18 protein-coding genes are annotated in these 22262 nt (G+C 63.1%); 10 read left to right on the top strand and 8 right to left on the bottom strand.

The window, feature by feature from the left end; all coding sequences use genetic code 11:
* The first annotated feature begins 557 nt into the window (after nt 1-557).
* A complete protein-coding gene (locus LU684_RS23575; RefSeq protein WP_016485579.1) occupies nt 558-1001 on the top strand; it encodes an acetyltransferase in 444 nt (147 codons plus the stop codon).
* A gap of 84 nt (nt 1002-1085) precedes the next feature.
* On the opposite strand, the gene LU684_RS23570 is transcribed toward LU684_RS23575, so the two are convergent.
* Nucleotides 1086-1313 (bottom strand): DUF3077 domain-containing protein, encoded by a 228-nt coding sequence (locus LU684_RS23570; protein WP_023048213.1) that lies wholly within the window; start codon nt 1311-1313, stop codon nt 1086-1088.
* Nucleotides 1314-2031: 718 nt separating this feature from the next.
* On the opposite strand from LU684_RS23570, the gene LU684_RS23565 reads away from it, so the two are divergent.
* The 5 genes from LU684_RS23565 to LU684_RS23545 all read left to right on the top strand — a co-directional run bounded on the left by LU684_RS23565 (nt 2032) and on the right by LU684_RS23545 (nt 7856).
* Entirely contained in the window at nt 2032-2742 is a 711-nt protein-coding gene (locus LU684_RS23565; protein ID WP_232895094.1) for an AraC family transcriptional regulator, read from the top strand.
* 103 nt (nt 2743-2845) lie between these two features.
* Nucleotides 2846-4261, top strand: coding sequence for an efflux transporter outer membrane subunit (locus LU684_RS23560; RefSeq protein WP_232895092.1), 1416 nt, complete (start codon nt 2846-2848; stop codon nt 4259-4261).
* Between the two features lie 61 nt (nt 4262-4322).
* The gene (locus tag LU684_RS23555) at nt 4323-5468 is read left to right on the top strand and encodes an HlyD family secretion protein (RefSeq protein ID WP_232895091.1); all 1146 of its coding nucleotides are present in this window, start codon (nt 4323-4325) and stop codon (nt 5466-5468) included.
* Nucleotides 5458-6972: a DHA2 family efflux MFS transporter permease subunit gene (locus LU684_RS23550; RefSeq protein ID WP_095117036.1), complete on the top strand. Its 1515-nt coding sequence runs from the start codon at nt 5458-5460 to the stop codon at nt 6970-6972. The genes LU684_RS23555 and LU684_RS23550 overlap by 11 nt, the downstream gene beginning before the upstream one ends.
* A gap of 146 nt (nt 6973-7118) precedes the next feature.
* A complete protein-coding gene (locus LU684_RS23545) occupies nt 7119-7856 on the top strand; it encodes a GntR family transcriptional regulator (RefSeq protein WP_060519057.1) in 738 nt (245 codons plus the stop codon).
* A 49-nt stretch (nt 7857-7905) separates the two neighbouring features.
* On the opposite strand, the gene LU684_RS23540 is transcribed toward LU684_RS23545, so the two are convergent.
* Nucleotides 7906-10986 (bottom strand): MexW/MexI family multidrug efflux RND transporter permease subunit, encoded by a 3081-nt coding sequence (locus LU684_RS23540; RefSeq protein WP_232895089.1) that lies wholly within the window; start codon nt 10984-10986, stop codon nt 7906-7908.
* On the bottom strand, nt 10983-12080 hold the full coding sequence (locus LU684_RS23535) for an efflux RND transporter periplasmic adaptor subunit (protein ID WP_060519062.1): 1098 nt from the start codon (nt 12078-12080) through the stop codon (nt 10983-10985). Before LU684_RS23535 ends, LU684_RS23540 begins: the two co-directional genes overlap by 4 nt.
* Before the next feature lie 84 nt (nt 12081-12164).
* On the opposite strand from LU684_RS23535, the gene soxR reads away from it, so the two are divergent.
* Nucleotides 12165-12620 carry a redox-sensitive transcriptional activator SoxR gene (soxR, locus tag LU684_RS23530; RefSeq protein ID WP_023049466.1) on the top strand — a complete coding sequence of 152 codons (456 nt, stop codon included), beginning with the start codon at nt 12165-12167 and terminating at the stop codon, nt 12618-12620.
* 146 nt (nt 12621-12766) lie between these two features.
* On the top strand, nt 12767-13015 hold the full coding sequence (locus LU684_RS23525) for a CsbD family protein (RefSeq protein WP_016485569.1): 249 nt from the start codon (nt 12767-12769) through the stop codon (nt 13013-13015).
* A gap of 52 nt (nt 13016-13067) precedes the next feature.
* Here LU684_RS23525 and LU684_RS23520 read toward each other — a convergent pair whose 3' ends face one another.
* From LU684_RS23520 to LU684_RS23505, 4 genes are all read right to left on the bottom strand, one after another.
* Nucleotides 13068-14321 (bottom strand): OprD family porin, encoded by a 1254-nt coding sequence (locus LU684_RS23520; protein WP_232895088.1) that lies wholly within the window; start codon nt 14319-14321, stop codon nt 13068-13070.
* A gap of 67 nt (nt 14322-14388) precedes the next feature.
* A complete protein-coding gene (locus LU684_RS23515; protein WP_232895086.1) occupies nt 14389-15693 on the bottom strand; it encodes a CitMHS family transporter in 1305 nt (434 codons plus the stop codon).
* A 113-nt stretch (nt 15694-15806) separates the two neighbouring features.
* Nucleotides 15807-17114: a dicarboxylate/amino acid:cation symporter gene (locus tag LU684_RS23510; protein ID WP_016485566.1), complete on the bottom strand. Its 1308-nt coding sequence runs from the start codon at nt 17112-17114 to the stop codon at nt 15807-15809.
* A 72-nt stretch (nt 17115-17186) separates the two neighbouring features.
* Entirely contained in the window at nt 17187-18266 is a 1080-nt protein-coding gene (locus tag LU684_RS23505; RefSeq protein ID WP_016485565.1) for a 4-oxalomesaconate tautomerase, read from the bottom strand.
* A 147-nt stretch (nt 18267-18413) separates the two neighbouring features.
* On the opposite strand from LU684_RS23505, the gene LU684_RS23500 reads away from it, so the two are divergent.
* Nucleotides 18414-19307, top strand: a complete 894-nt coding sequence (locus tag LU684_RS23500) for a LysR family transcriptional regulator (protein ID WP_016485564.1) — start codon at nt 18414-18416, stop codon at nt 19305-19307.
* 25 nt (nt 19308-19332) lie between these two features.
* On the opposite strand, the gene LU684_RS23495 is transcribed toward LU684_RS23500, so the two are convergent.
* Nucleotides 19333-19629 (bottom strand): DUF3144 domain-containing protein, encoded by a 297-nt coding sequence (locus LU684_RS23495; RefSeq protein WP_016485563.1) that lies wholly within the window; start codon nt 19627-19629, stop codon nt 19333-19335.
* Between the two features lie 386 nt (nt 19630-20015).
* Between LU684_RS23495 and mtlD the strand changes: the two genes are divergently transcribed.
* Nucleotides 20016-22160 (top strand): bifunctional mannitol-1-phosphate dehydrogenase/phosphatase, encoded by a 2145-nt coding sequence (gene mtlD / locus LU684_RS23490; RefSeq protein WP_023049009.1) that lies wholly within the window; start codon nt 20016-20018, stop codon nt 22158-22160.
* Nucleotides 22161-22262: the final 102 nt, after the last annotated feature.

The following is a 22262-nucleotide window of genomic DNA, read 5'->3' as shown; positions in this document are numbered from 1 at the left end:
AGCCACTTGTGGGGGCAGGCTTGTTCCGCGAATGGAACAGGCGGTGCCTGGCACCGGCTTTGCCGGTGTTCGCGGGACAAGCCCGCTCCCACAAAGCCCGTGCTGGATCAACGGGCTGGCGGTCGTTCTATGAGGGCGCAAGCACGCTACTTGTGGGAGCGGGCTTGTCCAGGGTACAGACCGGAGACATCGTTGACATTTTCAACCGGGGACATGGTTGCGCTCCTGCATCAGGGCTTCGAACACCACCATCAGGTTGATATCGGCTTTGCGCAGTTCGTTGCGGTTCATTGGGGCTCCCGGCCATGGCCATGACGTGCGGACTCAATTCCAGCATCGATATGGATTGCGGTCGAGTAAAAACCGGAAACCCGACTCAGGCTGCATTGCCCCACACTGCGCAATCCGGGTAACCTTCTGCCATCTTCCCTTCCGGCTTCCCCTGCCGTGCACCGCCCAGGCGTTAAATCGCGAAGCGGTCATTCATGATGCCGACACCTGCATGGCCGCCACCTTTTGGCGCGCCCATCTGCCATCTATACATTCAGGATGACCCTATGATCATTCGCCAAGGCATTGCTGCAGACTTCCCGCAGCTGCTCGACATCTGGCTGCGCGCCGTACGCGCCACACACCACTTTCTGCAACCGTCCGACATCGACGCGCTGTTGCCACAGCTGCAAGACGTGTACTTTCCGGCCGTCGAGCTGTGGGTTGCAGTAGATACCGATGACCAGCCGTTGGGCTTCATCGGTTTCAATGAAAACCACGTGGAAATGCTCTTCGTCGACCCCGAGCGACATGGCCAGGGTATTGGCCGTGCGCTGCTGGATTTTGGCCGCCAGTCGCGTAACGCGATGAGTGTCGATGTCAACGAGCAGAACCCCCAGGCAACAGGGTTCTACGAGCACTACGGCTTCGTCCAGACCGGCCGCTCGCCGCTGGATGGCGAAGGCCGGCCGTTCCCCTTGCTGCATATGAGCTTGCCCACCAAGACATGACTAGAAGGCACACACCGCGATGGACCGGTCCATCGGGCCATGTGTCGCAAAAAGGGCCGCAAAGCGGCCCCCCAGGGCAGCCGTTCAGCGCAAGGTATTTTTGGTCAGTTCGACTTCGTTCATCAATGCCTTGGCCAACGCCGTGAGGTAATCGGCGGCGCCCAGGAATTTGTGGTCGTCCTCCATATCGCCTTCGCGCAGCAGATGCTTGATGTAGCTCAGCAGGATCGAAACTTGCTCATAGGCATCATCGATAGGAATGCCGGGCTGGACCCGCAGCAGATCCTGTGGATCGGGGACGAGCTTTTTCATTGTGTAATTCCAGCTTCTAGGGAAGGAACCACCACCTGAATCTTTCTCATGGATTGAAGGCGGCAGCCGTACGCAGGTGTGAGAAAACCGGGCAGAAGCTAGCAAAGGCCCGGCCAGGCGAAAGCCCGCCCACGTACGGCCACCATGAAGGTGCTGCTAGCTTGACTGTCGGGTTCTCATGCCCGGTCGCCGGAGCGACGCGAAAACGTTATCCCTGAGGTACTTCGCCGACAACGGCGATAGTTCAGCAGCGCGCGTAGGATAATTCCTAAGCGGGTTGATTCTGAAGCGTTTGGTTTCATGTTCAGAAATGTCTTACAGGGGATGGCTTTGAGGTGCCTGCCAAGGGATCGGTCAGGGCCACCAGGTGCTTGCCGCAACATTTTCAGCGCCTACAAGACCGAGCGCCGCCCGCGCGGCGCTTCGCGGGGCAAGCCCGCTCCCACATTTGTTCCGGGCCAATTACTCCTGTGACAGGTGCGCGCGACCGCCTTGTTTGTCCGACGCGATATCGAGTCATGCGCCAAGGCGTTCGCGCGCAAATCGCACAGGCAGAATTGGCCCCAAAACACATGTGGGAGCGGGCTTGCCCCGCGAAGCGCCACGCGGGCGGCGCTCGATCTCGCAGGCGATGAATAATTGCGCCGAACCGCCAACCTTCGCAATCAAGCATCAATAAACCGCCGTATAATCGGATCCAATACCGAGGATGCCCCGCATGCAAGCATTGGAAATGGACTACGGACACGGCGAAGAAGTGGCCAGCCACTGCCACGCCGAAGATCAGCTGATCTACGCCGCCAGCGGCGTCATGCGGGTCAGCAGCGAAGGCGGTAGCTGGGTGATCCCTGGCGGGCATGCGTTGTGGATGCCCGCCGGGGTCAGCCATGCCATCCGCATGGAAGGCGTGGTCTGCATGCGGACCTTGCTGCTCGAAGCACGTATCGAGCGCTGCCAGGTCATCGTGGTAACCGGCCTGCTGCACGAACTGATCCTGGCTGCGTCACGCATGCTCGACCTGCGTGACGGCGAGCACGTGCGGGCGCTGATCCGGCTTGAGTTGGCCACTGCCAGGCGCATCGATGCCTTTGTGCCGTTGCCGCACCAGGCGAAACTGCGCGCCTGGTGCGAGCGCTTCCTGCAGGACCCGGCCCAGGACCTGACGCTGGAACAATGCGGCGCGCAACTGAACATGAGTGCCCGCAGCGTGGCACGGCTGTTCCAGCGTGAGGTGGGCATGTCGTATGGCGAATGGCGCGCCCGTGCCCGGGTGATGCTCAGCCAGCAATGCCTGGCCGATGGCCAACCGATCCTGAACGTGGCGCTGGAGCACGGCTACCAGAGCGCCAGCGCCTTTGCCGCCATGTTCAAGCGCATCCTCGGCTACGCGCCGAGTGATTGGCAAAACAGTACTCCGCGCGGGTACTGAGCTCCAGGTTGTCCCACTTGCGCGCAGGGTTGTCCCGCTTGCGGCAGCGGCGGGCGCCCCACCCTCGTTAACCTCGCATCACCACCCTTGAGCGACATGTGTGATGCCCTTACTGCCTTCATTTCCCTCCCCTGCCCGGTTTGCCGTACTCGCCATACTTGGCGTGCTGGCGGCGTGCACCCGGCAACCCGCACCTGCCGAGCCACCCGCAGCGCTGCTGGCCAACCCGCTGGCGAATGTGCCGGCGGGTGTCAGCCGGCAACCATTGCCCCAACAATGGTGGGCGCTGTTCCAGGACCCGCAACTTAACCACTGGGTACAGCAAGCCCTGGCGCACAATCAGGACCTGGCCCAGGCCGAAGCCAATGTGCAGGCCATGCTGGCGGGGATAGGCGAGTTCGATGCCAGGCGCTGGCCGTCAACCTCGATGGACTTTGCCGCCACCTATGGCAAGAGCGCCGATGACCAGACCCTGGCCGAGGCGACCGACAGCCACGCGCCGTCGCAATGGCAATTCAACCCAGGCATCGAGTTGGCCTATCAGGTGGATGTCTGGGGCCAGGTGCGTGCTGCCATCGAGCGCGCCCGGGCCCAGGCTGAAGCCAGCGCTGCGGCGCTGGATCTGGTGCGCCTGCAAGTGGTCGCCCAGACCAGCCGCGCCTACCTCGACCAGTGCATCTACACGGCGCGCCTGGACGAGGCTAAGCAGTCCCTGCAAACCCTCGACCACAGCGTGCAACTAAGCGAACGCCAGCGCCAGGCCGGCGTGGCCACTGCCCTCGACAGCGAGCGCCTGCTGGGCTTACGGGAACAAGTGCGGGCGCAGCTGCCGATGCTCGCAGCCGGGCGGCAGATGGCGCTTTACGAACTTGGCATGCTCAGTGGCCAGGCCTCGCTGGCCGACACCACCACTTGCACAACCATCCCCACGCTGTCGGCGCCGCTACCGGCCGGCGATGGTTGGCATTTGCTCGAACGCCGGCCGGATGTGCGCCAGGCAGAACGGGAACTGCAGGCTGCCACCCTGGAAACCGACATCGTCCGGACCGACCTGTATCCGAAGGTCAGCTTCGGCGCTTCGCTGACCTCCTCGGACCATCACCTGGCCAACCTCGGCGACAGCCGCGCGGTGATGTTCGGCATTGGCCCGCTGATCCGTTGGGAGTTTCCGAATATGAAAGCCAACCGCGCGAGGGTCGGCAAAGCCGAGGCGTTGCAGCAGGCGCAGGTTGCCCATTACCACGGTATGGCGCTGAGCGCGCTCAAGGACGTGCGCCAGGCCCTTGCACGCTATGACGGTGAGCGGCAGCGGTTGCAGGCACTGGATGCAGCCCTGGCGCACAGCCAGCGCGGCTATGCCCTGGCCCAGGGCAACTACCGCGCCGGCACCTTGGACGGGCTGGCCTTGCTCGACAGCGAGCGAGAACTGATCCGCCTGCGGGCCAGCCACGTAGAAGCCCGAGGGCGGCTGGCGCAGGCACAGGTCAACCTGTTCCGCGCCCTGGGCGGGCGGTGGTAGCTCCAGGTAACAACAAATGGGGCTGCTGTGCAGCCCCAAAAATCAAGCATGGAAACCGTACATGAATGTCGCCGTAGAACAAACCGCACCAGCCGAAACTGAACAGCGGGCCAAAGCCAGATCCCGTCGCCGCCTGGCCTACACCGTCAGCGGTAGCCTGGCAGCAATCGCCCTGCTGGCCTTCACCAGCTACTGGCTCACCACCGGCCGCTACCTGGAGACCACCGACGACGCCTACGTGCGCGCCGACTGGGTGGCCCTGAGCCCACGCGTGGCCGGTTACGTGGCCGAGGTCGCAGTGGCTGACGACCAGCCCGTGAAAGCCGGCGATGTACTGGTACGCCTGCAAAGCCGCGACTACCGCGCCCGCCTCGACCAGGCACGGGCAGGTGTGGCCGAGGCCCAGGCGGCACTGATCGCCGCCCAGGCCCGCCAGCAGGTGGCCAGCGAGCGTATCAACCAGCAACAACAAGCCATCTTGCAGGCTGAAGCGGCCATGCGCAGTGCCACTGCCGAACAGCGGCGCAGTGACTTGGACATGCAACGCTACCGTGGCCTTGTGCGAGACGAGGCCGCGACCGTGCAGCGCCTGGAAACCGCCAGCGCCCATGCCACCCAGGCACAAGCCGCGCTGCAAGGTGCCCAGGCCGCGCTGCACCAACAACGGTCACAACTGGCCATGGCCAAGGCCCGGTCAGCCCAGGCTGACGCAGAACTGCAACAGCGCGCGGCAGCGCTGACCCGCGCGCAGGCCCGCCAACAGTTGGCCGAGCAGGACGAACAGGACACCGTGATCCGCGCACCGATCACGGGCGTGGTCGGCCAACGCCGCGTACGTGCCGGCCAGTACGTGGTGCCGGGCCAGCCGCTGCTGGCCGTGGTACCCCTGCAGCAGGCCTATGTGGTGGCCAATTTCAAGGAAACCCAGTTGGCCAACATGCGCCCGGGGCAGCCGGTAGAAATCCGCGTCGACAGCTTCGTCAGCCAGCCACTGCGCGGCCATGTGGCCAGCTTTTCGCCAGCGTCCGGCAATGTCTTCGCACTGCTGCCGTCGGACAATGCCACCGGCAACTTCACCAAGATTGTCCAGCGCTTCCCGGTGCGTATTTTGCTCGACACACCGCTGGATGGCCCGCAGGTACTGCCCGGCATGTCCGTGGTGAGCACGGTCGACACGCGCCCCGCAGAGGTGGCCGATGGGCACTGAACCAACGGTCACACTGCGCGCCTGGGTAGCGGTGCTCGGCGGCCTGCTGGGCTGCTTCATGGCCGGCATGAACGTGCATGTCACCAGCGCCGCACTGCCGGAAATCCGCGGCTCGCTGGGCGCCAGCTTCGAGGAAGGCTCCTGGATTTCCACCGCCTACCTGGTAGCGGAAATCGTGATGATTCCGCTGACGGCCTGGCTGGTGGACGTGTTCTCGCTGCGCCGGGTGATGTGGACCGGCTCGCTCATCTTCCTGATCGCTTCGGTGGCCTGTTCCTGGGCGCCCAACCTGGAGGCGATGATTGCCATCCGGGTGATCCAGGGTGCTGCGGGCGCGGTGCTGATCCCCCTGTCGTTCCAGCTGATCATCACCGAACTGCCGGCCAGCAAGATGGCCATGGGCATGGCGCTGTTCAGCCTGGCCAACAGCGTGGCGCAGGCGGCCGGGCCATCGATTGGTGGCTGGCTGAGCGATGCCTATTCGTGGCGCTGGATCTTTTATCTGCAACTGTTCCCCGGCCTTGCACTGCTGTTCGCCATCGCCTGGTCGATCGAGGCCAAGCCCATGAAGCTTGAGCTGCTACGCAAAGGTGACTGGCTGGGTATCACCGCCATGGTGATCGGCCTGGGTGGCTTGCAGATCGTGCTGGAAGAAGGCGGCCGGCTGGACGGGTTCGGCTCGCCATTCATCGTCGCCATGAGTGTGGTCGCCGCCATTGCCCTGGTGGTGTTCGTGGTGACCCAGCTGTTCGGCCAGCGCGCCTTCATCAACCTGCGCTTGCTCGGGCGCTACAACTTCGGCGTCGCCAGCGTGGCGATGTTCATCTTTGGCGCCGCCACATTCGGCCTGGTTTTTCTGGTGCCCAACTACCTGTCGCAGCTGCAGGGTTTCAGCGCGCACGATGTCGGCGTGGCGCTGATCGCCTATGGCGTGGTGCAGCTGCTGCTGGCGCCGTTGATGCCCCGGCTGATGGGCTGGACCAGCGCCAAGTTCATGGTCGCCAGCGGCTTTCTGATCATGGCCCTGGGCTGCTGGCTGGGGGCTAGCCTGAGCGCCGACAGTGCCGACAACGTGATCATCCCGTCCACGGTGGTGCGCGGTATTGGCCAGCCTTTCATCATGGTGGCGTTGTCGGTGCTGGCGGTGGCCGGGCTGGACAAGCGTGAAGCCGGCTCGGCCTCGGCGGTGTTCTCCATGCTGCGCAACCTGGGGGGAGCCATCGGCACGGCCGGGTTGACGCAACTGGTGGCCACCCGTGAGCGCTTTCACAGCGAGCGCATTCACGAGCAGGTGACAGTGTTCGCGCCTGGCGTGCAAGAGCGCATCAACCAGACAGTACAGAGCTGGTTGCCGCACCAGCAGCAGATGCTGGAGGGGCTGGCCGGGACGATTCGGCGGGAGGCTTACCTGCTGGCTTACAGTGATGCGTTCTACTTGGCGTGCCTGGCGTTGGTCGGGTGTGCAGTAGCGGCATTGCTGTTACGGTCAAAACACCAATTGTGACGCCGACACATCTCCCTGCAGGAGCATGCGCTTAGAGTGCCGCACCCGGCGCGCGGCCCAGCACCGCACGCATTTCGGCGGTGCCGAACATATCCCTGCCGCTGTTACACTGCCAACCGATGAAATTTACGAGACAGACCAGAGGTATGAACCCGACGCGCTACTCCACCGTGGCAAAGGACTTGATGGAAGGCATCGCCAACGGCCGCTACCCGGTGGGCAGCCTGCTGCCGACTGAGTTCGAGCTGTGCGACCTTTACGATGTGAGCCGGCACACGGTGCGCGCCGCGATCAATCAGCTGCTCGACCAGGGGCTGGTGTCGCGGCGCAAGCGCGTAGGCACCCGGGTAGAGGCCAGCAGCCCGCGCGGCGGCTATTCGCAGTCGCTGGCCAGCGTGGCCGACCTGGCCCACCTGGCCGAAACCCAGCAGCGGGAAATCCAGGACGTGCGCCATTTCGTCGCCGACCTGAGTGAGGCGGCGCGGCTGGGGCTGGTACCGGGGGAGCACTACTTTTGCGTGTCGAGCATCCGCGTCGACCGCCTGCACAATGCCGCACCGCTGTGCTGGATCGATGTGTACGCACAGCGCGACTATGCCGAGGTCATCGAGCGGGCCCGCGAGCACCCCGACCAGCTGATTGCAGGGCTGATCGAGCAGCACGTTGGCCGGTCAATCGCGGTGGTCGACCAGCAGGTACGGGCAGTGTTGCTGACGGCAGAGCTGGCCAAAGCACTGAAGGCCGAGGCGGGTTCACCGGGGCTGAAAATCATCCGCCAGTACCGCGAGGAAAACGGTGATTTGATGGCGGTTTCCGAAACCGTGCACCCGGATGACCGCTTCACCCTGGTGACCCAGATGCGCCGGGTTCGCTCACCGTCCTGATCGTGCAACCGGGGCCGCTATGCGGCCCCGATATTCCTGTTCCCTCACTTCACATGCCCAACACCCGATCGGCCTCCAGCAACTGCTGCCCCCGCACCGTGGTCACCCGGTGATCGCGCGCCAGCCAGGCATAGAGGGTCGGCAGCACGAACAAGGTAAACAAAGTGCCCACCAGCATCCCGCACACAATCACCACCCCCAGCCCGAAGCGGCTGTTGGCCCCGGCGCCGCTGGCAAACAGCAGCGGCAGCACGCCAAAGGTCATCGCTGCGGTGGTCATCAGCACCGGCCGCAAACGTATCTGCGCGGCACGGACAATGGCGGCAGCACGGTCGAGGTTGTCGCGCACCTGGATCTCGTTGGCGAACTCCACCATCAGGATACCGTGCTTGCTGATCAGGCCGATCAGCGTCACCAGGCCAATCTGCGTGTAAATGTTCAGCGTGGCCCAGCCCAGCGCCAGCGGCAGCAGCGCACCGCAGATCGACAGCGGCACAGTCACCAGGATGATCAGTGGGTCAACCAAGCTTTCGTACTGCGCCGCCAGCACCAGGTAGATCACCACCAGGGCAGCAAGAAACGCCCACATCAAGGCAAAGCCTTCCTGCACATACTGGCGCGATTCCGATTGCCAGTCGTGGCTGAAGCCCGGTGGCAACTCGGCGGTGAGCTGTTCGAGAAAGGCCACGGCGTTGCCCATCGACACACCCGGGGCCGGGATTGCCTGCAGGGTACTGGCGTTCTGCTGGTCGAACTGCAACAGGCGGTTGGGCGCCACTTCGAGATCCAGGTGCACCACCGTGGCCAGCGGCACCAGGCTGCCCTCTTCGGCGCGCACATACTGGCGGTTCAGCGCCGCAGGCGTCAGGCGCTGGTCCTGGATACTCTGCGGGATCACATCATAGGAGCGCCCGAACAGGGCAAAGCGGTTGAGGTATTGCTCGCCCACCAGCACCCCCAGCGACTCGCCAATGGCCTGCATGCTGATGCCCAGGCTGGCCGCCTTGGCCCGGTCGACACGCACCTTGACCACCGGGTTGTTGTAGTCGAGGTCGCTGTCCACCACGGCAAACAGGCCGCTGTCGCGGGCGCGTTGCTTGAGCACTTCCATGGTCTGGTACAGCTCGGGGTAATCCTGGGCGCTGCGCAGCACCATCTGCACCGGCAGGCCACCACTGGAGCCCGGCAGCGAAGCGACCTGGAAGGCGAAGATGCTGCTGCCTTCGATATCCGCCACGGCCTGCTGCAGCTGTGCCTGCACCTGTGCCGCGGACCGCTCGCGCGCCTGCCAGGCGCTGAGGTTGATGCCCCCGAAACTGGCGGCCGGGCCGTCGGTGCCGTTGATGATCCAGGTGTCGGTGGTTTCGGCGATGGACTTCATCACCTGGTCGAGCTTCAGCGCAAAGCGTTCCGCATATTCGAGGCTGGCATGCTGCGGCGACTTGATGGCGGTCAGCACCGCGGCCTGATCCTCGGGTGGCGCCAGCTCGCGTTGGGGCAGCAGGTAAAGCCAGGGCAGGCTCAGGCACACCAGCAGCGCCACACCAGCGCTGATCCAGCGATGCGCCAGGGAGTAGGCCAGCACTTGTCCATAGGCCCCGGTCAACGCAGCAAACAACCGATCGGCCATGTTGGCCATCGCGCCATGCTGCTGCCCGGGTTGCAACAGCAACGAGCTCATCACCGGCGACAAGGTCAGCGCCACAATGCCGGACACGATCACCGCCCCCGCCAAGGTCAGGGCGAATTCGCGGAACAGCGTGCCGGTCAGCCCGCCCATCAGCCCGATCGGCGCATACACCGCCGCCAAGGTCAGGGTCATGGCAATGACCGGCCCGGCGATTTCCCGCGCCCCGGCCAATGCCGCAGCAACCGGCGACTTGCCCTCTTCGATATGCCGGTGCACGTTCTCCACCACCACGATGGCATCGTCCACCACCAGACCGATGGCCAGCACCATCGCCAGCAAGGTCAGCAGATTGAGACTGAAGCCGAACATCAGCATCAGGCCCGCGGCACCGAGCATCGACAGCGGAATGGCCACCACCGCGATCAGCACACTGCGCAACGAACCCAGGCACAACCAGATCACCAGCACCACGATCAGCATCGCCTCCACCAGGGTGCGCAACACCTCATGGATCGAAGCATCGATGAAGCGCGCAGTCTCATAGGCCAGCGCCACCTTCACCCCAGGCGGCAGGGTCTGCTGGATTTGCGGCAGCAGCTGGCGAATGCCCTCGACAATCACCAGCGGGTTGCCGGCCGGCGTGGGGAACAGCCCCAGGTGCACGGCAGGCTTGCCGTCCATGGTAGCGCTGGTCTGGGTGGCCGCCGCACTGAGCTCGACGGTGCCGACATCGCGCAGGCGCACCAGGTCGGTGCCATGGTTGCGGATGATCAGCTCACGGAAGTCCTCGACCCGGGTCAGGTCGGTGTCCACCTGGATATCGGCCAGCACGTACTGCCCACGCACCTGGCCCGGCGTCGCTTGGTAGTTGTTGGCCCGCACCGCCTGCGCCACGTCCGCTGCCGTCACCCCGCGCCCGGCCATCTGCTCGCCGTCCAGCCACAGGCGCATGGCCAGGCGTTGCCCACCGAACGACTGCACCTTGGCCACGCCGTCGATGCCTGAGAACTGCGGCTCCACCACCCGCGACAGGTAATCGCTCAGCTCCGGGATCGACAGGCTGTCGCTGGAAAAACCCACATAGGCCACGGCGGTGGAGTCGCCTGCCGACAGCTCCACCACCGGGTCGTACGCCTTTTCCGGCAGGCGATAGCGCACCTGGTTGACCTTGGCCATGGTCTCGGCCAGCGCCTGGGTCGAGTCGCGGTTGAGCACCATGCGCAAGGTGATCAGGCTGCGCCCCTGCTGCGACGACGAGGACAGGTAGTCGATGCCCTCGACCGACGACACCGCCTGGGTAATCGGCTGGGTCACGAAGCCCTGCATCAGCTCGGCAGAAGCGCCGGGGTACTCGGTGCTGATGGTAATGGTCGAGCTTGCCAGCAACGGGTACTGACGGATCGGCAACTTGCCCATGGCAAACAGCCCCATCAGGATGATCAGGCTGCTGACCACCAGCGCCAGCACCGGGCGGCGCACGAAGAGATCGGTAAATTTCACCGCTGCCGGCCTCCGAGGTTGGCCTGCAAGCTGTCCTGCGCCACCGGCTCGACCGACATGCCGTCGCTCAGCTTCAACTGGCCAGACACCACCACCCGGTCACCGGGCGCCAGGCCGGAGGTAACCTCCACCCGCCCCTGCCAGCGCTCACCCGTGGTTACCCGCACCCTGCTGACCCGGGTACCATGCGCCGCGTCCTGAGTGGCAACGAATACTGTCTGGCCATAGGCGGCGTAGGTGATCGCGGTTTCCGGCACCGCCAATACAGTCGAAGGCTGCACAGCATCCAGGCGCACGCCAGCGTACATGCCCGGCTGTAGCTGCCCGTCCGGGTTCGGCAAGGCTGCCTGCACCTGCACCAGGCGCGCCTTGCTGACCACCGGATCGACCGCCACCACCCGGGCCTGGAAGCCTTGCCCGGGTACGGCGTCCAGCGTCAGTGCCAGCACTTGCCCGACGTGCACTTCGGGGGCGGCCTGCTCGCCCAAGGCAAAATTCACATGCAACTGGCTGATGTCGGCCAGGCTGACGATGGCCTCGCCGGCGCCTAGGTATTGGCCCTGATGCACCCGCCGAATGCCCAGCTTGCCGGTAAACGGTGCGCGAATGGCCTTCTGCGCGATCAGCGCTTCGACATGCTGCAGCTCCCCGCTGGCCACGTCCACGGCGGTGGCGGCGTTGTCCAGCAACTCTTGCGACACGGCATTCATCGCCCGCAGCTTGCGGCTGCGCTGCAGCACCACGTTAGCGTTACGCAATTTCGCCCGCAACTGCACCCGCTGGGCCTGCTCCGGCGCGTCGTTCAACTGCACCAGCAACTGCCCGGCGGTTACTGCCTGCCCCGACTCGAAGGCAATGCGGGTAATGCGCCCCGCCGTCTCGGCCGCTACCTGCACCTGGTTGACCGCCTCCAGCTCCCCCGAAGCAAAGTGCTGCCGCGCCAGTGGCACCTGCTCGGCCGTGGCCAGCGCCACCTTGGTCGCCGGCCACGCCGCCGCGGCGGGTGGCGCCGAACCGCTACCCACTAACGCATAGCAAGCAGCCAGCACACCGGCTACAGCGCCAGCCCAGGCCAGTAACGTCCGTTTGTTCATGCACAGCTCCGATCACAGGGAAAGCGGTTGCGGGGAAGATCGGGCAGGACTATAAGAGCTCAACTTAACTTGAGGTCAACAGGCATGGCAGCGGACAACACGCGGATGCTCACTGTGGGTGAAGTGGCCAGGCGCAGCGGCGTGGCGGTGTCTGCGCTGCACTTCTACGAGACCAAGGGGCTGATCGCCAGCGTGCGCACGGCTGGCAACCAGCGCCGCTTTCCCTCACTGGTGCTGCGTACACTGGCGATCATCAAGGTGGCGCAGCGCACGGGTATTCCGCTGGAGGAAATCAGGCAGGCGTTCAGCCGCTATGCGCCCAACAGCAAGCTTACGGCGGCGCAATGGGGTGAGATGTCCACCGCCTGGCGCGAAGACCTGAACGCCCGCATCCGCACGCTGGAGGCGCTGCGCGACAGCCTCGACAACTGCATTGGTTGCGGTTGCCTGTCGCTGGAAGACTGCCCGCTGCGCAACCCCGAGGATGTGCTGGGCAAGGAAGGTACCGGGGCACGGATTCTGGAGAAGAAGGCCCGCTAGCCTCGCGCTCTCGAGCCATGTGCAACCCTTCGCAACAGCGCGTGGCCTGCAGGTGGCAAGCAGTTGCTTGGAACCATTGCGGTCCTTCACCGCCCTAACCCTGTGCTGTTAACCCAAAGCCGATCACAGGAAGGAACAAAGCCATCATGAAACGTGAACAGATCGAAGGTGTTGCAGAGAACCTCGCAGGCAAGGCACAAAGCGCTGTAGGCCGTCTGGTCGAAGACCCGGCGCTGGAAGCCGAAGGCGATGCGCGTCAGGCCGCAGGCCAGGTGACCAAGACCTACGGCGACACCCTGGATACGGTGTCTTCGTTCGTCAAGGAAAAGCCCTTCGCCGCACTGGCCATCACCGCCGCCGTCACACTGGTGGTTTCTCGCCTGCTGCGCCGCTGAACCACGGCGCCTCAGGCGGCTCAGGGCCGGAGATATCGTCCGGCCTGTGCCATCACCAGATGGCAATATCGTAGGTCAGGTACAGGCGATTGCTGTCTCGGCCGCGGGCGAAATCTGATCGATACACATAGTTTCGCAGCTTCACGCCCAGCCCTTTCAGCGGTCCGCCCTGTACCACGTAGGCAATCTCGGCGTCACGCTCCCACTCCTTGATGCCCTCGCCAGCTGAACGGCCATTGTCCCCACTCAGGTACCGCGTCATGAAGGTCAGCCCCGGCACCCCGGCTGCTGCGAAGTTGTAGGCGTAGCTGGCCATCCAGGTTTTCTCTTCCTCCTCGATGAATTTGCCGATGCCGACGTTGCTGAACGAATACACGGTCGCACCGCTGATGTACGGCAAGCCGGCTTCGCCATCGAGCACCTGGTAACCGGCACCCACAGAATGACCGGAATGCGCGTACGCCACCTGGCCGCTGAACATGTGGTTGTCGATGCCGCCGCCGTAGGCCGCCCCGCTGTCGCGGCTTTTGAAGTAGCGCAGGTCGGTGGTCAGTACCCCGCCGGCCAACGGCAGGTCATGGACCAGCCCGGCAAAATCCTGGCGATAGAAGTTTGCCAGCTGGCCATGGTAGACACTCAGGCGCAGTTGTTTGGTCACGGCATAATCGGCACCTGCAAAGCTGAAGTCACCCGATTTGCCGCCCCCATATCCGTCCAGATAGATACCGGTGCTGTCAGACGAGTCACGCTGCTTGAAGCGGTCGAGGTGCCCGGCCGTCAGGGTCAGCCCGTCGATATCCGTGCTGGTCAGCTGAGTGCCCTGGTAGGTCTGCGGCAGCAGCCGCGCATCGTTGTAAACCAGCACCGGTGTCTTTGGCAGCAAGGTGCCGTACCTGACCACGGTCTGGCCCAGGCGTGCCTTGGCCGTGGCCCCGGCACTGGCAAGCTCCTGCGCTGCGCTGCCATCGTCGTGCACCGGCAACAAACCCGTGCCGCTGCGCCCACGACCGGAATCGAGGCGCAAGCCTAGCAGCCCCAGTGCATCGAGCCCCACGCCCACCGTACCTTGGGTAAAGCCAGACTGGTAGTCGAGCAGAAAACCTTGAGCCCACTCCACCCGTTCGCTTTTGGCGGTGGCGGCCGCGCGGGCGCTCATACCGTGCTCGTCACGGAAATTCTCGTTGAAATACACATTGCGCAACTGCAGCTTGAGCTTGCTGTCGTCGACAAAACCGGAAGCGCCGGCAACAGGCAGCCAGCCGCAAAGCAGGCCACAGGTGGCCCCACGGAACACAGCTCGGGACATGATCGGTACTCTATTGTTGTTTTCTGAGTGAGCGGGAGCCCGGGCGCCTGGCAACGCCCGGTAATGCTTAGACGAAGAAGGACAAGGCGCCCGTGAGCAGCGCCAGCGCTGTGATCACCAACGAGGTGAGCACGGCCCATTTCACGGTGGCTTTCTGGAAGTCACCGATATCGCGGTCGACCATGCCCACCAGCAACAACGTGGAAGCCACCAGCGGGCTCATCAGGTGCACAGGCTGGCCTAGCACCGAAGCGCGGGCAATTTCCACCGGGTCGATGCCGTACGCGGCCGCGGCGTTTGCCAGGATCGGCACAACGCCGAAGTAGTACGCGTCGTTGGACAGCACAAAGGTAAGCGGCATGCTGGTCAGCGCCACCACCAGCGGGAACCAGTGGCTCCAGGCTTCCGGAATCCAGTCCACCAGGCTCTGGGCCAACGCATCGACCATCTTGGTACCCGAGAAAATACCGGCGAATATGCCTGCGGCGAACACCAGCAGCACCACGGTCATGGCGTTGCCCGAATGGGCGAGGATGCGCCCTTTCTGCAGGTCCAGCTGCGGGTAGTTGATCATCAGTGCGGCGACAAAACCGATCATGAACAGGATGGCCGCGTGCATCAGCCCCAGCACCAGCGCGGTCATCACGGCGATCACCAGCACCAGGTTCACATAGGCAAGGCGCGGGCGCTTGTGCGGGCTGTCCCCGAGGATTTCCTTGATGTAGCAGTTACCCCCTCCCGACTCCAGCGCAATATTGCCGATACGCCGGCGCTCGGTGCGACCAAGCAGGTAAGCGGTGAACACCACCCACAATGCGCCGCCGATGACGGTGGGCAACATCGGAATGAAGTATTCGGTCGCATCCAGACCGAGCGCGGCAATGGCGCGGGTGGCGGGGCCGCCCCAAGGGCTCATGCCGCTCATGATGCTCAACGACAGCATCGACACGGTGGCCAGGATCATCGGGTTCATGCCGATCCGCTTGTACAGCGGCAACATGGCGGCGCAGGTAATCATGTAGGTCGTGGTGCCGTCACCGTCCAGCGCCACCAGCAGCGACAGCAAGGCCGTGCCGATGGCGATCTTGACCGGGTCGCCGTTTACCCGTTTGAGGATCTTGCGGATCAGCGGGTCGAACAGGCCAGCGTCGATCATCAAGCCGAAGAACAAGATGGCAAACAACAGCAGCGCGGCAGACGGTGCGACCATTTTCAGCCCATCGAGCATCATCTTGCCCAGGTCTGGCGCGAAGCCGCCAACCAGGGCGAAAACAATCGGAACGACGGTCAGTGCAACGATCGGGGACAGGCGTTTACTCATGATCAGGTAGGTGAAAGTCACCACCATGATCAGGCCCAAGAGTGCGAGCATGGTTTGTTCTCTTGTTTTTATTGTCTATGTGGCCACCTGCAGCGCAGACGGCCCCCTACCCCACCCGGCAGCGCCTGGTGGGGGCCTTGTCAAAAGGGTGAAGGAGTGGGTGTTCAGCCGTGGCGGCGCGGTTCGGCGACCCAGTCGGCGGATTCAACCACGGGGCTGGCCACCGGCTCGCCGTTCAGGCGGCTGTGAAGCGTCTGGCGGTCACAGGCATTTTCCGATAGCGAAACCACCACCGTAGCCACTGCGTTGCTGGCAAGACTCGTCAGCGCACGGGCTTCCGACATGAAGCGATCGACGCCGATCAGCAGGGCCAGGCCGGCCAGGGGAATGTCATGGATAACGGTAAGGGTCGAGGCCAAGGCCACAAAACCGCTGCCGGTGACACCTGCCGCGCCCTTGGAAGACAACAGCATGATCGCCAGCATGGTCACCACCTGGCCCAGGCTCAGGTCGATGTTGCAGGCTTGTGCGATGAACACGGCTGCCAACGACAGGTAGATGGCAGTACCGTCAAGGTTGAAAGAATAGCCGGTGGGCAGCACCAGGCCGACCACGCCTTTCTTGCATCCAAGCTTCTCGAGCTTTTCAAGCATGCGCGGCAGCACAGGTTCGGTGGACGAGGTGCCAAGCACCACCAGGAACTCCTCACGGAAATAGCGCAGCAGCTTCCACAGGCTGAAGCCATGGGCCCGGCAGATGCCACCGAGCACCACCAGAACGAAGAACGCACAGGCGATATACAACGTCCCCACCAGCTTGGCCAGCGAGCCGAGGGAGGTAATGCCGTACTGGCCTACGGTGAATGCCAGTGCGCCGAAAGCGCCGATCGGGGCAAAGCGCATCAGGTAACCGAAGATGCGGAACACCATGGTCGACGCCGATTCCAGCACATCCAGTACCGGCTTGCCCTTTTCGCCCATCGACGACAGCGCGAAACCGCTGAGCACGGCGATGAACAGCACCGGCAAGACCTCTCCCTTGTTGAAGGCACCGACGAAGGTGTCCGGGATGATGTGCATGAAGAAGTCCACCACGCTCAGCTTGGCGGCCGAGGCGGTGTACTGGCTCAGGCCTGCAGTACTGAGGGTGGCAGGGTCGATGTTCATGCCACTCCCCGGCTTGAACAGGTAGACCGCCGCCAGTCCGATCACCAGGCTGACCACCGTCAGGCCCAGGAACAACAGCAGGGTCTTGCTCATCAGCCGCCCCAGCGAGCGCTTGTCGGTCATGCCGGCGATGCCGGTGACGATGGTGCAGAACACCACCGGCGCAATCATCATCTTGATCAGCTTGATGAACGCATCACCCAGCGGCTTGAGGGCCACGGCCTGTTGCGCCCAGAAGTGGCCGACCACCACGCCCAGCAGGACGGCGCAGAGGATCTGGAAGTACAGCGATTTGGCGAGTTTCATGGGGCATCACCATTGTTGAAATTGTGCGGATGCGCTTGCTACGAATGTGCGGGGCTTGATCGACGCCTGGTGCTACCCGGCCAACCTGCGGAATGTAGGGGCGTAGACGAAGCCTGAGAAGAGCCGCCGGGCGGTTCGTACGACCGAGGCCTGGATCGTCTGGCCATCGGCACCGCTGCGCGTCAGGGCGATATCGATGCCGCCACTGGGGTGCTCGAGTCGGACCTCGGTCAGCTGCTGCGCGCCTTCGCCCAGCAGGTCGGCAATCACCGTGCCGGGGCTGACGCAGGCAGTCGCCAGCCCCACTGCGCCAGTGATAGCCAAGGCGCGATGGCAGTTGTGCGGCATGAAATAGCGAACCTGCAGCGTGCCGTCGTAGCGAGGCCTGGATACCAGCACTGGTTTGGGAATGACCATGCCACTGACGTCGCCCAGGCCCATGGCCTTGCCGGCCTTCAACCGCAATGCTTCAAGGCGTTGCAACAGTTCGCTGTTGGCGTCCAGCTGGGCCGGGGTTTCCGAGCCGGTGACACCCAGCTGGCTGGCCTCTACCACCATCATCGGCATGGCCATGTCGATGCAGGTCACCGGGACACCATCGATCAAATCCTTGGCCTGACCGGTGGGGAACAGCTTGCCGGTCTTGCTGCCGACTGCATCAAGGAAAGTCAGGTGCACCGGGGCCGCCGTGCCTGGCACGCCGTCGATTGCGGTTCGGCCTTCGTAGCGCACGATGCCGCCTGGGGTTTCTACCAGCGAATTGACGAAGGTACCGGTGTTCAGGTTGCGAATACGGACCAGGGTCTTGCCTTCCTTGCCTTTGACCAACCCCTGTTCGATGGCGAACGGGCCAACGGCACACAGCATGTTGCCGCAGTTGGGAGCAGTATCGACCCGCCGCTGTGCAACCATCACCTGCACGAACAGGTAGTCGACGTCGGCGTCGGCGTGCAAAGACGGGCTGATGATCGCCACCTTGCTGGTCTGCGGGCTGCCGCCACCGATGCCGTCGATTTCCAGCTCATGGCCAGAGCCCATCAGGTTGATCAGCAACTCGTCGCGCTCGACCACATTGGCAGGCAGGTCCCAAGCGTGGAAGAACGGCCCTTTGGAGGTACCACCGCGCATGAGTACGCAAGGAATTCGTTGCATGATTTCGCACTCTTGTTGATCAATGGACATCATTGATGCTGTGAGCAAAAGAGTGACAGGCATGGATAAATCAATCCAATGCAAATATCGTAGCCATTATTGCGATTCAAACATTAATCAAGCACGGCGACAGTAGCGGGTTTTCTTATGGAATATGAGCTGCAAGACATCAGATCTTTCGTGAAAATCGCCGAACTCGGCAGCTTCCACGAGGCCGCCGAAGCGCTTCACCTGTCCCAACCAGCGCTAAGCCGGCGGATCAAGAAGCTCGAGGAAGGCCTGGGCACCTCGCTGCTGGAACGCACCACTCGCCGGGTCAGCCTGACCAGCGTGGGCCGCGACTTCCTGCCCAAGGCCAGGCGCCTGCTGGATGATTTTGAAGACTCGATCCTCAGCATTCGCGAGCTGGCCGAGCGCCAGACCGGCCAGGTTACCCTCGCCTGCATTCCCACCGCAGCGTTCTACTTCCTGCCGTCGGTGATCCGCGATTACAACGAGCAGTACCCTAAAATCCGCATTCGCCTGCTGGACCTTAGCGCCAACGACGGGCTCGAAGCAGTGCTGCGCGGCGAGGCCGACTTCGGCATCAACATGATGAGCGGCCAGCACCCGGACATCGAGTTTGTCTCACTGGTGCAAGAGCATTTTGTACTGGCGTGCAGGCGCGACCACCCACTGGCAGAGCGCGCATCCGTTACCTGGACAGAGCTGGCTGATTACCGCCTGATCGGCGTCGGCCGCCTGAGTGGCAACCGCATGCTGCTGGACCATGCGTTGTCCGGGCTCAACCTGCGGCCCAAATGGTTCTACGAAGTGCAGCACCTGTCGACGTCGCTGGGCATGGTCGAGGCCGGGCTGGGCGTGTCGGCCATGCCCAGCCTGGCCATGCCCAACGCTGATCACCCGACGCTGGTGAGCGTGCCGTTGATCGAGCCGCAGGTCACACGCACCCTGGGGCTGGTGTACCGGCGCGGTGCGTCATTGTCGCCTGCGGCGGAGAAGTTCGTTTCGATCCTGCTGCAGCAGTGGCCCAACCGTTGAATCGCGGCTGCGCAGGCAGGTGAGGTCAGGCGTCCTTGCCCAGCACAATGCGGTCGAAATGCTCGATGTGCTCATCCAGATTATCTTCGAGCATCATCCGGTACTGCTCGCAGAAGTACTTCAGAATCTCCTCCCGGGCTGCCGCAAGTTCCGCGCCCGACTTGAAGCTGCGGGCGCTCATCCAGGCGCTGAAACGCGTGGCGCCAAAGGTCAGCGAGGCACTTACCTTGCCCAGGTCTTCGAATTTTTCAATCTGCTGGTTGGCCAGGTCGATGTGCGCATCGGCGCGGTCATAAAAGGCCTGATCGGTAGCTTGGGTCATTGCGCTTCACCTTGTAACGGAAGCCCAAGCCTTGCATGGCGGCGCGCATACGTGCAAGGCTGAAAAAGGATGACCCATGACGAAAAAGGAAGCAAAGCACCTTATGCTTGGAATCACACGTATCCATCGCTACTTGCGCCCACTGCCTGCAAAACCGACTGCAGCCAGTGGGCGTGACCTCAAGGCCAAACCAGTTGCCCGCCTCGCCTCAAAGGTTACAAACCTGCTCTGCACGCCCCGCTCCGCCCCGCCTTACCTCTGCGTCACCCCTGAGCGCCCCCCTGTCGACCGTGTGCCCCCTACCTGACTGCCATCGCTGCAGCTCACACACCGTATTCGCCTGTTACAGGCGGGATGTATGACGCAACAACAAGGGGCAATACCCAATGCTTTTCTTTCACGGTAAACGCATTTTCAGCGCCATCTTCGATATGGATGGCACCCTCTTCGACACCGAACGCTTGCGCTTCAAGACACTGAAGCAAGCCTCTGTGGAAATCTTCGGCAAAGCGCTGAGCGAGGACACATTGATCGGCTCGCTGGGTTTGAGCGCGACCAAGGCCGAAGCCTTGGCCAAGGCGCATAACGGTGAAAACTTCCCGTACGCCGAGATTCGCAAACGCGCGGATGAACTTGAGCTCGAATATGTGCGCAATCACGGCGTACCCATCAAGGCCGGCCTGCTGGAGGTACTCGAACGCCTGCGCAAGTCGGGGTTGACCATGGCAGTGGCCACCTCCAGCCGACGTGCCATTGCCGAGGAATACCTGATCAATGCCAATGTGCTGAAGTATTTCGACATCACTGTCTGTGGCGATGAAGTCAGCCAGGGCAAACCCCACCCCGAGATTTTCCTGAAAGCCGCCCGCGCGCTCAATTGCGAACCCGATCAGTGCTTCATGGTCGAGGATTCAGAGAACGGCATGCTGTCGGCCATCCGCGCCGAAGGCCAGGCGATCCTGATCGAAGACATCAAGCCGCCCGCTGCCCAGATCAAGGCAGGCGCACTCAAAGCCTACCGCAGCATGCATGAGTTTCTCGCCGACCTGAGCGAGTGCGTACCTGACTTGGGCATGCCAGCGTTGAGCGAGCCGTTCCCGGCTTCGTTGAACCAGTTCAGCGTGGGCATTCATGGCTTCGGCGCCATCGGCGGTGGGTACCTGACACAGGTATTTTCCCATTGGGACGGCTACACCCGGCCCCGTGAAATCATCGCCGCGACCCGCTCGCGCATGCTGCGCGAAAGCGTCAATGCCTTCGGCCGTTACAGCGTGCGCTACGGCGCCACTTCGTTCGACCAGACCATCGACAATGTACGCATGATCGACCTGGACGATGACGACGCCGTGATCGGCATGTACACCACTGCCGAAATTGTCGGCCTGAGCCTGCCCGAGCAGGCCATCCGCAACCAGGCGAAGGTGATCGCCAAGGGGCTGCTGCAACGTTTCGAACGACGTGGCCGTGAGCTGACGCTGCTGATCGTGCTGAACAAGGTAGGCGGCGCCGCGTTCGTGCGCCGCCATGTGCAGGCAGAGCTGGCATTGCTGTGCCCGCCGGCCATTGGCGAGCAAGTGCTGGAAAAGACCCATTTCGCCGAAACGGTGGTCAGCCGCATCGTCTCCAAGCTCAGCAATGACGCACTGGTGCGGCAACTGCGCATCAAGTCGCAGATGTTCCAGAACAGCCTGGAAGACGAACCGGCAGTCGCCACAAAGGCATCCACGCCAGTGCCTGAGTACGAACGACTGATCGGGCGCTTCAGGCCTTTCGCCCAGCCGAGCAGCGCGATGAGCCAGTTGCACCTGATCCTGTTCAACAGCGAACCCGACATGCCGCTGTATGTAGAGCACGGCAGCGAGCTGCTCGAGCGCCTGCGCCAGGTGAAGACGGTGCCTGACATCACCCAGATCCAGGTCATCAAGAACCGCCTGTGGAACGGCCCACATGCCGTTGTTGCCTGGTACGCAAGCCTGCTGGGCCATGATTCGGTGGGCCAGGGTATGGGCGACGCGCGTGTCAGCGAACTGGCCGAACGCCTGATTCGCCAGGAAGTCGGGCCCGCACTGGTGGCGGAGTACCCACACATGGCCGAAGTGGTCAGCCGTTTTGCCGATACGTTCCTTGAGCGCTGTGCAACCTCGTTCAAAGACCCTTGTGCCCGGGTGGGGCGCGACCCGTTGCGCAAGCTTCAGCGTAACGAACGGATCCTCAGCAGCATCGACCTTGCACGCAAACACGGTATCGAAACCCCGGCACTGACGTTTGGCGCGGCCTTGGCCATTCACCATGCGTTGCGCTGCGAAGACAGCAAGGACCAGGAAGCCCAGGCGATCAGACAGGTTTATCGGGAAAACGACGCCAGCGTTGAGGCCGTGCTTACCCGTGACGGTGACTGTAATGGCAAGCGTTTTCCAGGATTGCACCCGATCAGGGATGAGCAGCTGATCACCGCCATTTCAGAGGCGTTTCGACAGTACCCGCAAAGGGATATGGCAACCAGGCGGGACGACCTTTGCATAGGCGCATGAGGTACTGCATAAGCCTGCAACCCGCGCAGTGAATGGCACGGGCTTCGCCCGTGTTCGCGGGACAAGCCCGCTCCCACAGGGACCGCGCTAGATTCTAGACAT

Source organism: Pseudomonas sp. NMI542_15, assembly GCF_021283425.1.
GTDB classification, from domain to species: domain Bacteria; phylum Pseudomonadota; class Gammaproteobacteria; order Pseudomonadales; family Pseudomonadaceae; genus Aquipseudomonas; species Aquipseudomonas fortuita.
Note: the sequence above shows the minus strand (reverse complement) of the source record. Positions and strands in the feature narration are given on the sequence as shown.